Below are 13,795 nucleotides of genomic sequence, written 5' to 3'. Positions count from 1 at the left end.
CTTCAGGCCGTCACGAGCCAGCTGCCCCACGAGAATGTCCGCCGCCGCCTTTGTTGCGCCGTACACATTCATCGGTTTTAATACGGCGTTTTCTGTGACGGGCGCGCCAGGCACGTCGTTGAACGACGCCCCATAAACTTCGGAACTGCTCGTGAAGACGAAACGGGCTTCGGGAGCACTCTCCAGCACCGCGTAGGCAAGGTTCATCGTTCCATTCAGATTAACGTCCCAAGCCCGCTTGGGCGCATCGCGGGCCTCCGCTGGCGCGGCTACGGCCGCCAGGTGAATTACGGCTGTGGGCCGAACCTCATGGATCAGACGAGAAACCTGATCATAGTCAGTGATATCGAGGTTTCTGGCGCCGGATTTCCCGTGGCCTGCAGCGAAAACCTCTAACCTTGTCGATTGCGCGCGCGCCGCCAGCTCGCGCTGAAGCCAGCCGCCCACAAAGCCAGTCGCACCGGTAACAAGGATACGGTTTTCAGCTGGCATGTCAGAGCTTCATCACATCGCTGCAGCCGGCCATTAGACGAGCCTTGCCAAGCGCTTCAGATCTGCTTCGACCATTTCCACGATCATCTTTTCGAGGGAAATCTCTGGCTGCCAACCGAGCTTGGACTTCGCCTTTTGCGGATTGCCCAGCAAKACGTCGACTTCGGCGGGGCGGAAAAAGGCTGGATCGATGATCAAATGATCGTCGATATTGAGGCCGGYATGGGTAAAGGCGATCTTGCACATGTCGCGCACTGTCGTAGTTACGCCAGTGGCAACGACGTAGTCTTCGGCCACCTCCTGCTGCACCATCAGCCACATCGCGCGCACATAGTCCTTCGCATGACCCCAGTCACGTTTGGCGTCGATATTGCCAAGGCGCAACTCCTTCGCCAATCCTAGCTTGATGCGCGCCACGCCGTCGGTAACCTTGCGCGTTACGAATTCAATGCCACGCAACGGCGACTCGTGGTTGAAAAGTATGCCGCTTGATGCGTGCAGGCCAAAACTCTCGCGATAATTCACCGTCAGCCAATGGCCGTAGAGTTTTGCCACGGCATAGGGTGATCGCGGATAGAAAGGCGTTGATTCAGACTGCATCGGTTCCTGGATAAGGCCATACATCTCAGACGACGATGCTTGATAAAAGCGCGCGTCAGGCTTTTCCAAACGGACAGCTTCAAGCACGTTGGTGACGCCGAGACCGGTCACCTGGCCTGTCAGGATGGGCTGCTGCCAAGACGACTTAACGAAGGATTGTGCTGCGAGATTGTAGACTTCGTCGGGTGCTACTTCGCGTATGGTGCGAACCAAGCCGGAGAGGTCCAGCAAATTACCGTCGATAATGCGCACGTCTCGCGCAATTCCCAGCCATTCGAGGCGGGTCAAGTTCACATCGGAGGAACTCGAACGGCGGGCCAAGCCATGAACTTCATAGCCCTTGCCGAGCAACAGCTCTGCCAAATAGGCCCCGTCCTGTCCTGTAATACCGGTTATCAACGCTTTCTTGGCCAATTCAACTCTCCGCTTGGGTCTATTGCGTCCCTATGGAACCGCAAGAATTGTTTGCGTACTAAGGTTGTACCGATCGAATGCTCAACTTTAGCTTCGACCGTAGACATCCTCGAATCTAACGATGTCATCCTCACCCAGGTAATCGCCGCTTTGAACTTCGATCATCACTAATTGCATAATACCAGGGTTTTCAAGCCGGTGCTTGTTCCCGCAAGGGATATAGGTCGACTCGTTCGTGGTTAGGATAAGCTCCCGGTCGCCGTTGACCACTTTTGCCGTGCCGCTGACAACCACCCAATGTTCAGAGCGATGATGATGCATCTGGAGGCTCAGACTGGCTCCGGGCTTTACCTCGATCCGCTTGATTTTAAAGCGTTCGCCCTCCTCGAGCACGGTGTAAGTACCCCATGGCCGGTGCACGGTCCGATGCAAGCTGTGGGCTGCGTGTCCATTCTCTTTTAGATGCGAAAACAGCTGTTTCACATTCTGTACGCTATCTTTGTGGGCAACCAGCACAGCATCGGGAGATTCGACAATCACCAGGTCCTTGACACCAACCGTGCCAACAAGCCGGTCTGTGCTGTGGACAAAGCAATTTTCTGTGCCGACAAGGACGGTGTCGCCGTTCGATCTGTTGCCTGATGCGTCGGGGGCGATGAGATCGCCAAGAGCATTCCACGAACCGATATCGCTCCAGCCAATGTCGCAGCCCACGACCGCAACATTGTCAGCCTTTTCGAGCACGGCATAGTCGATGGAGTTTTTCGGGACCTGCGCGAAGAGTTCACGGTCAATCTCGAGCTTTGTACCGGTTGTCACAGGCGAGCGTGCCGAACTGAAAATGCTCTTTCTGCATGCTTCAAGAATTTCAGGGGAGTGTTTTTCCATCAGCCCGACCATCGTTCGCGCTGAAAAACAGAACATGCCGGAATTCCAATAAAAACGGCCTGAGGCGAGATATTCCCCGGCCCGCGCGCTGTCGGGCTTCTCGACGAAACGAACCACATCCGACCCGTCGGCCTCAATGTAGCCATAGCCAGTTTCGGCATACTCAGGAGTGACACCGAAAGTGACCAGCCTGCCACTTTGCGCCAAGTCGATAGCCTTTGCGGCAGCTTCACGAAACGCAACGACGTTGCGGATCATATGGTCGGCAGGAAACAGGACAATTATGGCGTCGTCGCCGAAAACCTGCTGGACATGAAGCGTTGCGATCGCTGTGGCGGCGGCCGTATCACGCCCCATCGGCTCTAGCAGGTAAGTGCACTCGATATCCGTACGGTCGAGCTCGCGATACTCGTCCTCTGTCTTGAAAAACAACTCGCGATTGGTGATCGTCAGAACGTGTTCGACATCCGTCAGCGTTGCAGCACGCAGGAAGGCATGCTGCAGCAGGCTAGCTCCGTCAGCGAGCTTGATAAAGGGCTTGGGGTGCGTCTCGCGCGAAATCGGCCAGAGCCGGGCACCTGCCCCACCGCTCATGATTGTCGGGATGATCTTCATTCGTGACCTATTTCCTTTGCGCGCAACACGCCTTCGGCACTGCGCAGTCCCCATTGCAAAATTTGAGCTGAGCGCTGCTCCGATGCGGCTTCAGCGTAACAGCGCAATTCCGGAGCGTTGCCTGATGCGCGATAGTGGATGACTTCTGCGTTCGAAAACTTGACCCGTATGCCGTCAATGTTGTCGCATTCCAGGATCGTGCCGAGCTCTGCGAAAAACCCTCTTCTTTGGTCAACGTCGAGCAGGCCTTGCAAAAACGGAGCGCTAGCTTCTGTGTTGACGTGTTCGATCCGGCCACTGCATGTGAAGCGCTGCGGAACGGTGCGTAGCAAGGCAGAAACTGTCACGTCCTCTTTGGCGGCCATGCCAAGCACACTCAAAATGGGCAGAATTGCGTCGCGGGTTGGAAGTGCAKCCAGTTGCCCACCGCTGGTCGCGAGCGGGGATCCCAAAAGCACACCGCCATTCGCTTCGAAGCCGACGACCCGTTGGAAGCCGTCGTTGCAGGCCGAAATCATTCCTTCAATGACGTACGGTGAGCCGACCTTGGTCCGATAAACCTTCTTGAACATGCCGCAGAGCTCGGTTGCGGTGTTCGATGTTACCGGCGTGACAACCGCGTCAGCTCCCAGGAAACGCGCGGTAAGCAGACCGATGGCGTCGCCGCGTAAAAAGTGGCCGTTTTCGTCGGCGATCAGCGGCCTGTCCGCATCGCCGTCGGTTGACACTAGCGCGTCTAGGCGATGTATCTTGCTCGCCTCCTTGGCAAACACGATATCTTCTGGGCGCAGAGCTTCCGTGTCGACTGGAACAAAGATATCCGAGCGGCCAAGGGCGACGACGTCAGCACCAGCCCGCGCCAGGATATCGACCAGTAAATCTCGCGCTACCGAACTGTGCTGATAGACACCGATGCGCCGGCCTTCCAAGGCGCCAGCACCAAGCAGGCCGTCCAGGCGTGCGCCATATGCTTCAAGAGCATGTCCGACGATGTCGACGGGCTCGGGCATTTCTACAGGCGGCACTTCGACGCCCAGGAAAGRTAGGATTCCGGCCTCATCAGCCTTTTCGATCTCGCCGTCGGGACGATAGAATTTGAGTCCGTTGCGGTCAGCGGGGATATGGCTGCCTGTTACCATGATTGCCGGGGCTTCCAGGGTAAGCGCCCGCAGTGCCAGTGCAGGGGTAGGTAGCGGACCGCAATTTTCGACTGCCATGCCGAAGGCCTTCGCAGCCTCCGCACAAGCTTTCGCTATGCGAGGGCTACTGGCGCGCAAATCATAGCCAATGAGGAAACGTGCGCCTGGCGGCGCAGCCACATGCTTCAAAAAGGCCGCAGTGTACGCCGCGCACACCCCATCGTCCAACTCGACTACAAGTCCGCGGAGGCCGCTGGTTCCAAATTTCAATCCAGACATATTCACCCATTGTTGCCCAGGCGATGTTTGCCCGGCAGGCATCTTTGAAATCTTGGGCCCATCCGCTATGGCCGTCTAGCGAATCTTAATTGAGAATACAATCGACCTATAGCCTGGTGAGATCACGTTGCATTGGCGACGGATGTCGGACTATTCCGCTAAGTGCCTCCATTCGCGACTGGTTGGGAGACATGAGAAATGGAACATCGCTCCAAGACTAGACTCTCCCATTTGCCGTAATTCAAACTGGCAAGGTAGTGTCGACCGCTACTCAGTGTGCTCAACGCAGGACAAAAACTGGGGCAACTCAATCCGGGAGGCGATTTGTCGCTTATGAGAATATGCCGGGCCATTGCGATACGTATAACGGCCCGGGTGCGAACGTGAGCACGAACAAGAAAATGGTAGGCAGTCGAGATGTTGACCGAAGGTAGATCCCCCAAAATGGGATCCGATGAAACGGTTTCGCGATGGGTATGGTTTCGGGTTTGGGTTGCCCGGCTCATTTTCAAGGGAAGGTTCGCAGACTGGTTCTACCGTGAGATGGCCCGCTCAGGGATCATAGTCTTGGATCACACCATTCCTGGTGCTCGCTTCCTTACCCAGCAGCTGCTGATCAGCCTATTGCGAGGCAGGAAGTCGGCAACTCGGCGGCTGAAAAGGAAAGTCAGCTGTCGATCTGGGGCTCCTTCAACGGAGAGTTCCGAAATCCTGGAACGTCAAAATCCTAGTGATCCGTCGATTCGCCACGATGTTGTATTCTTCGGGCTATTCCGATCGCCAAAAGGTCTTGGCCAGATCGCCCGCTCACGCCTTGCCGCACTGCAGACCACAGAATTGCGTCCAGCACATTTAAATATAGAAGGCGTGGATGATTATCTTCCGCCGTTAGACAACGAAGATATCAGAAATTCAGATGAAATAGATGGCAAGGCAATATTGTTTGCTAACCCAGATATTTATTCGTCATTGGATATGTACACCAAACAGCGTTTTTGGCGTTCGAAATATCGAGTTGGTGAGTGGTATTGGGAGTTGCCTTCGCTGCCCGCGCCGTGGCGAGACGAAGCGTCGAAATTGAGCGAAATCTGGGTAGCTTCCGAGTTCACGCGACAGTCTGTTGCTGCGGCTCACACCAATGTAAGGATAGTTGCGCCAGCCCTCTCGGTTCGCCTGATCGACAAGCTCGATGCCAGGCGCCGCCTGGGGCTCCCAGAAGAATCGTTCACAGTCCTCACGATGTTCGATCTTGCATCTTATGCTGAGCGAAAGAACCCATTGGGTGCGGTCAAGGCTTTTATGGACGCCTTTCCGTCCTCTCATTCAGGGYAGCCGACCACGCTTGTTATCAAGACGCACTCGTCGACCGCCGACAATGCTGCCGCGCGTGAAATTCGCCGGCTTGCGGCGCTGGACGCGCGTTTAGTCGTTATGGATAGCAGAATAGACCAAGGCGCTATCGACTTTGTTCAAAGCGCGTGTGACGTCTTTATCTCACCCCATCGCAGTGAAGGTTTTGGCTTGATTCTCGCCGAATGTATGGCCCGCGGAAAGCCTGTCATTGCGACTGGCTACTCCGGTAATCTCGAATTCATGTCCGCCGAGAACAGCTTTTTGTCGCCTTTTAGCCTAGTGGATGTGCCGCCTGGCGCGTATCCGCACGGCGAAAACCAGGTGTGGGCCGAGCCGGATCTTGACTATTTTGTTGATAGCCTGCGGTTAATCTACGACAAACCGGGGCTCGCTAAGCAACGAGCATCGCTCGCGAGGGAAAACATCGAAAGTCGCTTTTCTCCTGACGTAGTCGGCCGGGCCATGGCGAAAGCGATATCGGAAATGGGCAGCTAGGCTCCTCGATCGATATCGAGGTCGTCTATGCGACCAGCTGTCGAGCACATCAAATACGCATCGTGCCGGGCGACGCTCGCTCGGCCCTCTCATCGCAGATATTGTCGAGATAATGGGCCTTGAATGCCGGGGAGGTCGAGCTCTGCCTTAAGAATAGCCACCAGGTCGCGCTTCGCCACGATCAAGATCACCCGAATACGCGACGACACCTGCCTCCATGTCGAAGAATGTGGGCGACACGCGAATGAAAAGCATATTCCGGGATAAGTCGGCCCGCGAGCATGATGCGATCGGTACGAAAAAAGCTCCGCAGGGGCGCATTGGCGTTGGACCGTCCTAAAGCAGTTGTCGATTTCGTGGGAAGTTTATTTCCAGAGTCTAGAGGCGATGTCGTTCCGATGATGCCTTCCACGTCATGACCGGCTGAACAGATGGAATCGCAGCTGCCCGCCAGCCTACGTGAACGGCAGGTAGCCCACGTTTCTAATAGCAGGCGGCCCGGATTTGGAACGTTGGCGATCCTCACGCCCGAGCGAGCGGTGCTTACTTTGGCATTGCCTTCGGCATCGACTAGACAGATACAGGGCCAACGTTGCCAATCGCGGCGGGGAAAGGAGATTGCGCCCAGGCGCAATCGGGCAAGGATATTCACGATGAGACTACCGCTGGGATGCGTCGTTCGCGACCTGACGACACATAGCGATGAACGTGGCGACCTGACGGAGATCTTCCGACAGCAATGGGATAGCGGGATCGAGCCCGTGCAATGGAACTTCGTACGTAGCCAGGCCAATGTACTGCGTGGCGTGCATGTCCATGTCGTCCACTCGGACTACCTTGTCTGCCTGGAAGGCACGTTGGTACTTGGGCTTGCGGATATCCGACCGGAATCACCAACCCATGGCATGGCAACGACGGTTACGCTCAAGGGATCCAAGATGCAGGCAGCGCTCATCCCGCAAGGTGTCGCGCACGGCTTCCATTTTCCAGAGCCTTCCAGCCTGTGCTATTCGGTGTCGCACTACTGGAACACGGTGGACGAGATCGGTTGCCGCTGGGATGACCCCGCGCTCGGCCTTGATTGGCAGGTTCGCGATCCCGCACTGTCCCCACGCGATACGAGCGCTGGCAGTGCTGATGAGATGACGCAGCAATACCTTGCGGTGCGCGAGCAGCTGAGAGCTCGACATGACTGACGTGCCGCATGTCGGGCTGGTCGGCTGTGGTCGCTGGGGCAAGCTGATTCTGAGCGACCTGAAAGCGCTGGGCGCACGGGTTACGTGCGTGGCACCTGGTGAGAAATCGCGTGCCAACGCCGAAGCCAACGGCGCCGACGAGATCGTCTCGAGCCTGGCCGAACTTCCCGAGGTCGAAGGGGCTGTCGTCGCTACGCCAAGCGACAACCATGGCGAGGTTCTGCTCAGCCTCTTGCCGCGCAACATTCCCCTGTTCGTCGAAAAGCCGCTGACATCCGACCTGGCGACGGCACAGCTGCTCGCCGAGACGGCGCCGAATCATATCTTCGTCATGGACAAATGGCGCTACCACGCAGGCATCGAGCGCATCGCGCAATATGCAAGAAGCGGCGAAATCGGCGACGTAGTGGGATTGAGACTCTACCGGCTCGGCTGGTCGATGACCCATAACGAGGTCGATCCGATCTGGAACCTGTTGCCGCACGACCTGTCGATCTGCCTGCATGTTTTGGGCGACGTGCCGCCAGTCGAAACGGCATTCGCCGACGGGCTTGGTCCGGCTTCCAGCGGTCTTGTGGCCTTGCTTGGCCGAACTGGCGGACCGCGCGTGGTCATCGAAACCTCGGCCCATCATCCGGTCAATCGCCGTTCGGTGATCCTGGCCTGTAGTGGCGGCACGGTGACGCTGAACGGAAGCCTCGACGACCACCTAATCCTCCGGCAGGGGAGCCCGGACAATCTCAGCGCGCCAGAGATCAAGGTACCGTTCGAAAACGACATGCCGCTAAAGGCCGAACTTGCGGTGTTTCTGCGCCATCTGCGCGGTGGGCCAGCGCCTATGAGTTCGGTTGCCGAAGGTGCATTGATCGTTGAGCGTGTCTGCGACATCCGGCGCAAAGCAGGGCTTCCGGCGTGAGACGGAAGCCAGCCGCGACCATCCTGATGCCGACGCACGACCATGCGCATCTGATAGGCTATTCGCTGCGGTGCATCCAGGAGCAGACATGCTCCAACTTCGAACTGTTTGTGGTGGGCGACGGCGCATCGGCGGAAACGCGCGACGTCGTAGAGTCCTTTGCGCGAAAAGATCGGCGCATCCGCTATTTCGATTTCCCGAAGGGACAGCGCCACGGTGAGGCACACAGGCATGTCGCTTTGCAAGAAGCGCGTGGCGATATCGTCGCGTATTGCGGCGACGATGATCTTTGGCTGCGCAACCACCTCGCCAGCCTGGCCACGCTGCTCAAGGAATGTGACTTCGGGCACATGGTGCAGATCAATGTGCATGGCCAAAACGAGTTCGTCGTTTACGGCGGAAGCTTTGCTGAACCCGACTGCTGGCGTAAAGTGCGAGATGGCGAGGCCGCGTTCTTCGGACTGACCGTCGGCGGCCACCGCATGAATGCGTATCGCGCGCTGCCCGTAGGCTGGAGTCCGGCGCCAACTGATATTTATACCGACCAGTTCATGTGGCGGAAATTCTTGCGTCAGCCGGATTTGCGCTTCGCCTCCGGGCTCAATGCCACCTCGATCCACATCGCATCGCCATTGCGAACGGACTGGACGGCAGAGCAGCGGATCGCCGAACTGCGCGACCTGTTCGAGCGCCGCAATAGTCCCGACCTGCGGATGGAACTCGAAGCAGCCATCCGCAAGGCCCATGAGGGGTGGGAGCCCTCCGTCGACCCCTTGTTGCATCGCCTCGCCAGCGAAGCGATGCAATTCGGCCTCCAGCTTGTCCGATGGGTGCGAAATGGGCCCCCGTCTTGATCGGGCCAACGCCATCGTCCATAAGCGTCACTCGAATTGGCTTGAAGGCTGGTTACACCCAGAGATTGCCTCAAGGCGTTGTGTTACTAGTCTGGTCGCTGGTAGGCGAGGTCGCTGGCTTCTTGATGGACTTAAGCAGGTGCTTACCCATGAAGTTCCAGAACGCAATTGCGAGTTTCCCTGAACTTCTGGATCTTCGGGGCGATCGTCGTCAAGATTGCCAGAAGCGCGCTCGCTTTATTCGGTAACCTGGCTGCTCGCTGCCGCCCGGTTTATTTACCTAGTGACGGGCCCGAAAAATCCTCGTCACCCTCGATGCGCTGATCCGATCAAACACAGCCTTCAGAGCCTGAAACAATACAGTTGCCGGTAGCCGTCGTATTTGATCTCATGCGTCCAAGCATCGCTTTCGCGGCGACCAGCGCTGAGATGCATGGCGCGCTTCAGCGTGAGGGGGCCGCTACTATCGGATGCCAAAAAACGCCAGCACCGCCAAAACAATCACTACCAAGCCGACCAGATAAATAATGTTGTTCATATGGAACTCCTCCCGCGCCGTGCGTTTGCGCAGACGTCAGGCTCATAACGCAAAGCATCGCTGAGAGTTCCCCTGTAGCCGTCTCGGCACCGGGGCGGTTTTTGCCAACCAATCCTCAAATAACGACATCTGCGCATCTATAGTGGGGGGGAGCGGCGGCTTGTCGACGATGGTCCGAAATTTGTCGGGCAGGGACGTTGGAGCGCTTTGCTTACGGCCATGGCGCTGTCAGCCAGGTATCGATTTCTTCAGGCGTAGTGAGGAAAACCGGCATCGCCTTCTTATGGATTGGCGCGACGACGCTGTTCGGATCGGTCGTCAAGAAGCCGAACACTTCCCTTTCAAGGAGACCGTCGCGGATGCACCCCCGCCACGACGTCCCATTCCTGCAAGGACGGCGAGGGGGCGGCTTTCGTTCAACGCGAACCAGTAGTTCCGGCGTTGGCCGGTGTCTGGATCTTTGTCACCTTCCGTAGGGTTCGGCAAAGCTTGTGAAGGGGACGATGCAGCGGTTGTCGACGCCCAGCCAGGCGCGCCCAATGCTTGCTCGTGGTTTCGCAGATATTGGTAACGCCGCAGTCGGGCTCTTGGCGAGCAGATCGTTAAAGTCGAGCTCGCCAGCCTCATAAGCACTCTGACAGTCGGTACCACGGCCTTTGCCGCCCAGTAGGGCAATAGTGATATTCAGGCATGGGCGCTAAGCCTCAAGGACGCTCTGGAACAGGCGCCTCGCGCCGAAGTGGCAGCGCCTTCACTGCTCCAGTGCAAAGGGCAGATGTTCGGGATGACCTCAAAAACAAGCGTCAAAACGGTTTCCAATTCGCGGTTTGTTCCGGTGCTTTTGATGGGTTCCGGCAGGGCCCATTGGAAACCAATGACGTTGATTTTGCTGCGCTTTTCAGCCTGACCGGGCGCGTGTTGCGCTGGTTGGCTTCGTTCCTGAATTCAATCATCAGGTCATGGGGGATGACGCGGATCGCTAGCGCAATACCAAGTGGAACGATCAGCAAATCGTCCAAGTAGCGTCACCTCAGGCACGGTCTTCCATGCTCGCAAGTTGAGCCTCAAGACGATGCTCGTCGCCATCTGGTTCTCGGCGAACTCGGTGAAAGGCAAGGCCGCGCTGCAGCTCTCGCGTGAAATCGGCGTCCAATACAAGACGGCCCGGGTTTCTGCTCATGAAACTGCGTGAGGCCATCGCCTGGCGCAGGGAGGAGATGGTGCTCGATGGCGAGGTCGAGATCGACGGCAAGTACGCTGGCGGCCACATCTGTCCTGAAAACAAGGGCGAGGATCGCATCGGCCGCCGCCGCAAGAAATACCAGAACATCAAGAGTCTGTGCGCTCTTGCGATCCGCCAGCGCGGGCTGGGAGGGCAGACGTTCACCCGGAACATCCGAGACGAGGACAGCAACGCAGCCTGGGCGGCCGTCCGGAGCAGATCCCAGTCACTGAGCACTGCGCAGTTGGAGGATCAACTCTGCAAGCTGCTTATTACCCGGCTGAAGGCGGGCAAGTTCTTCAGCCAACGTCAATGTTTGGGGGTAGCGGCGGAGTTTGAGTCCAAACTGTATAGCTGTGCTTAGCAGGTTCGCGTCGGCAGAAGCGTTTGGAAGCGGCTGGCTGAGGGCATTGAAAGCATCGTCCGTGCGGCCGACCGAGTCGAGCGCGACGGCAAGCGTTGTTCGGTATTGGGCGTTAGCCGGAGCCAGCCGCACCGACGCCTCAAGTTCGCTGATTGCGCCTATCATATCTTTCATTCGCACCAGCGAAAGAGCGTGGCCATACCGGAGCAGCGGTTCCTCTGGCAAATTCTTGATTGCGTCGACATAGGTGTTTTCAGACTTGTCGTTTTGTCCAGTCGCCCGGTAAAGTTCCGCCAGATTGGCGTGCGCGCCAGCGAGGCTGCCGTCGAGCGAGATGGCGCGACGCAGAGCAGCTTCCGCTTCTTCCGCCTGACGTTGTCCCATAAGAAGGAGGCCGTAGTTGTTCTGCGCTTCAGCCATATCCACATTTGCCTCCACGTAGGCGCGCAGATCCTCCAGCGCAGCTCGGAAGGTACGGCGTTGTTCGCCGAGCAGGTCGGCCGTCGGCGTATTACCGAGAGCGATCACGGCGGTCACCCGAACAGCACGCGTTTCATCGGCAAGGAGCCGGCCGATGGCCTCCAGTCGTCGTTCAGGCGAAAGGTTGCTAGCGGCCTGCGCAGCACCCAGTCGGACGAGCGGATCGGGACTCGCCGCCGCGGCCATCACATCACCGATGACGGCCTCGCCGCCGAGTCGACCCATCGCCTCGATCGCGCTGCCTTTGACGATGCCCGCCTGTTCCCGGTCAGCAACAAGCGATCGCAATGCTTCGATCGCGGCCGGATCGCTTTTCGCAGCGCCTGCGAAAGCATGGGCAATCGTCGGACGCTGACGCCACTTCGCGCCGTACCATTTGTCCATCTTATCAGCCGCCCACTCGTTCGTCTGAGTTGCATGGCAGGTCGTGCAGGCGTTCGGAGTGCCAAAGGCTATCGACAAGTCGGGCCGTGGAACGACGAGTGAATGGTCACGCCGCGGGTCGACCTTCATAAACGTACGCTCAGGCATGTGGCAGTTGGCGCAGAGAGCGCCATCGGAACCTGCCGCATGGCGCGTATGCGTCGGCGAATCGAAAACGCCGCTTGGATCGAAGCCCACAAATCGCTGGGACTTTATCTCGGCGTGACACTGCGTACACACAGCGTTGCCGTCAGCCTTGAGGGTCGTTTCGTGCTGCTTGTGACAGTCTAGGCAGGTGACACCTGCTATCGCCATCTTGCTCTGCTGAAACGAGCCGTACTCGAACACTTCGTCAAGGATTTGACCGTCGGGAAAGTAGAGGTCCGGGCGCAGAAGGTTGGGCGAAAAATGGTCGAGGAAGGCCTTGCCCGGACCGTAACCGCCAAGAAGTTTGGTGCGTCGGGCATGGCACGCAAGGCACACATTCTGGTCAATTGGGGCCAGGCCCACGCCGTCGACTGATTGGAGAGCCCCGGCCTCGGCCCATTCAACATGTTTCGCACCGCCGCCATGGCAGGACTGGCATCCAATGCTTGTCGCGACATAGCTTGATTTGTATTGCCCCGTCGCCGGTTGGAAATTCGCCTGCGGATCGGTGGAGTGGCAGTCGATGCAAGTTCGGTTCCAGCGATAGAACGGACCGGTCCAATGAAAGGTCGTGCCAGGCTTTGCGGGTTTGCTCGTTCCAAGCCAGAACCATTCCTGTTTGTTGGTGTTCCACGCAATATCGAGCGCCTGCAGCCGGCCGCCGCCGATGTCGACGAGGTATTGCTGCAACGGTTCATAGGCAAAGGTGTACTTGACTTGGAACTCGCCTTCCTTGCCATCGCTGCCCTCGGTACGTACGAAGTACAGCCCCCCGCGCTTGAAGAATGCCGTGAAGATGCCGTCATGCTCAAAGCTGGCATCATCGAAGTTTCCGCGCACTGTCTTGTCGTCCGCGACGGCCATCGCCTTTGCGTGGTTAGATTTGACGAAGGCAGCCGCCTGATCCGAGTGACAGGAGGCACATCGGCCCTCGTCGACGAATCCGTCATGGATTGAGATAAGCTGGTCGGATGTAGAAACAGTCGTCTCTGCTGCCGAGGCGAGTGGGGGGATAAAAAATGCGATCAAAAGGCCTAACGCCGCCAGGAAATGGGCTGCTCTGCGCGGCTCAATCATGATGGTCGAACTCGCTCAAGGAAATTCTTACGTCCTGAAGAAAACGGAGCAGACAACCTACCAGCAGAACTAGTGCCACGACAAACAGCACGCCGGCACCGGGCTCGTGGCGATCCCCCAAAAAGGTCACAGCAAAACCGAACAGAAGTAGCACTGTGATGGTGATGCCACTTGTTACCGCCAATTGCAGCGATTGGTGCAGAAGTATCTCGCGCCGTCTCAGCCTAGTGATATCCGTTTTCAGCCGGACGCGCGCGACGTCGTCATTGGCGATCTGGTTCAGACTGCGCAGCCGGTCAGTAA

Annotated in this window: 12 protein-coding genes and 1 pseudogene; 6 read left to right on the top strand and 7 right to left on the bottom strand. The window is 57.6% G+C overall.

Annotation, left to right across the window (positions count from 1 at the left end):
• The 4 genes from AC1DWF_RS24745 to AC1DWF_RS24730 all read right to left on the bottom strand — a co-directional run.
• Positions 1 to 492, bottom strand: a 492-nt coding sequence (locus AC1DWF_RS24745) for an NAD-dependent epimerase/dehydratase family protein (protein WP_476842153.1), incomplete at its 3' end; no start/stop codon positions are given.
• 33 nt (positions 493 to 525) lie between these two features.
• Entirely contained in the window at positions 526 to 1,506 is a 981-nt protein-coding gene (gene gmd, locus AC1DWF_RS24740; protein WP_476842152.1) for a GDP-mannose 4,6-dehydratase, read from the bottom strand.
• An 87-nt stretch (positions 1,507 to 1,593) separates the two neighbouring features.
• Positions 1,594 to 3,009: a mannose-1-phosphate guanylyltransferase/mannose-6-phosphate isomerase gene (locus AC1DWF_RS24735; RefSeq protein WP_476785412.1), complete on the bottom strand. Its 1,416-nt coding sequence runs from the start codon at positions 3,007 to 3,009 to the stop codon at positions 1,594 to 1,596.
• Entirely contained in the window at positions 3,006 to 4,433 is a 1,428-nt protein-coding gene (locus tag AC1DWF_RS24730; protein ID WP_476842154.1) for a phosphomannomutase, read from the bottom strand. The genes AC1DWF_RS24735 and AC1DWF_RS24730 overlap by 4 nt, the downstream gene beginning before the upstream one ends.
• Positions 4,434 to 4,994: 561 nt before the next feature.
• On the opposite strand from AC1DWF_RS24730, the gene AC1DWF_RS24725 reads away from it, so the two are divergent.
• The 4 genes from AC1DWF_RS24725 to AC1DWF_RS24710 all read left to right on the top strand — a co-directional run bounded on the left by AC1DWF_RS24725 (position 4,995) and on the right by AC1DWF_RS24710 (position 9,241).
• Complete coding sequence (locus AC1DWF_RS24725; protein ID WP_476842151.1) at positions 4,995 to 6,275, top strand: glycosyltransferase family 4 protein; 1,281 nt, start codon at positions 4,995 to 4,997, stop codon at positions 6,273 to 6,275.
• Between the two features lie 653 nt (positions 6,276 to 6,928).
• A complete protein-coding gene (locus AC1DWF_RS24720) occupies positions 6,929 to 7,471 on the top strand; it encodes a dTDP-4-dehydrorhamnose 3,5-epimerase family protein (RefSeq protein WP_476786207.1) in 543 nt (180 codons plus the stop codon).
• A complete protein-coding gene (locus AC1DWF_RS24715; protein ID WP_476786206.1) occupies positions 7,464 to 8,387 on the top strand; it encodes a Gfo/Idh/MocA family protein in 924 nt (307 codons plus the stop codon). Before AC1DWF_RS24720 ends, AC1DWF_RS24715 begins: the two co-directional genes overlap by 8 nt.
• A gap of 26 nt (positions 8,388 to 8,413) precedes the next feature.
• Positions 8,414 to 9,241 carry a glycosyltransferase family 2 protein gene (locus tag AC1DWF_RS24710; protein WP_476788343.1) on the top strand — a complete coding sequence of 276 codons (828 nt, stop codon included), beginning with the start codon at positions 8,414 to 8,416 and terminating at the stop codon, positions 9,239 to 9,241.
• Positions 9,242 to 10,582: 1,341 nt separating this feature from the next.
• On the opposite strand, the gene AC1DWF_RS24705 is transcribed toward AC1DWF_RS24710, so the two are convergent.
• Entirely contained in the window at positions 10,583 to 10,798 is a 216-nt protein-coding gene (locus AC1DWF_RS24705) for a hypothetical protein (protein ID WP_476786775.1), read from the bottom strand.
• A gap of 38 nt (positions 10,799 to 10,836) precedes the next feature.
• Between AC1DWF_RS24705 and AC1DWF_RS24700 the strand changes: the two genes are divergently transcribed.
• Positions 10,837 to 10,971 carry a hypothetical protein gene (locus AC1DWF_RS24700; RefSeq protein WP_476786776.1) on the top strand — a complete coding sequence of 45 codons (135 nt, stop codon included), beginning with the start codon at positions 10,837 to 10,839 and terminating at the stop codon, positions 10,969 to 10,971.
• A pseudogene (locus AC1DWF_RS24695) lies at positions 10,958 to 11,203 on the top strand (transposase); the annotation flags it as partial. The gene AC1DWF_RS24700 and the pseudogene AC1DWF_RS24695, both read left to right, overlap by 14 nt.
• A gap of 24 nt (positions 11,204 to 11,227) precedes the next feature.
• On the opposite strand, the gene AC1DWF_RS24690 reads toward AC1DWF_RS24695, so the two are convergent.
• Both AC1DWF_RS24690 and AC1DWF_RS24685 read right to left on the bottom strand, forming a co-directional pair.
• Positions 11,228 to 13,492, bottom strand: coding sequence for a multiheme c-type cytochrome (locus AC1DWF_RS24690; protein ID WP_476788342.1), 2,265 nt, complete (start codon positions 13,490 to 13,492; stop codon positions 11,228 to 11,230).
• On the bottom strand, positions 13,485 to 13,795 hold a 311-nt coding region (locus tag AC1DWF_RS24685), incomplete at its 5' end, for a DUF2721 domain-containing protein (protein WP_476842150.1). The genes AC1DWF_RS24690 and AC1DWF_RS24685, both read right to left, overlap by 8 nt.

Source organism: Aminobacter sp. P4_D5 (assembly GCF_056401815.1).
This window is presented reverse-complemented; position numbering and strand designations above follow the sequence as displayed.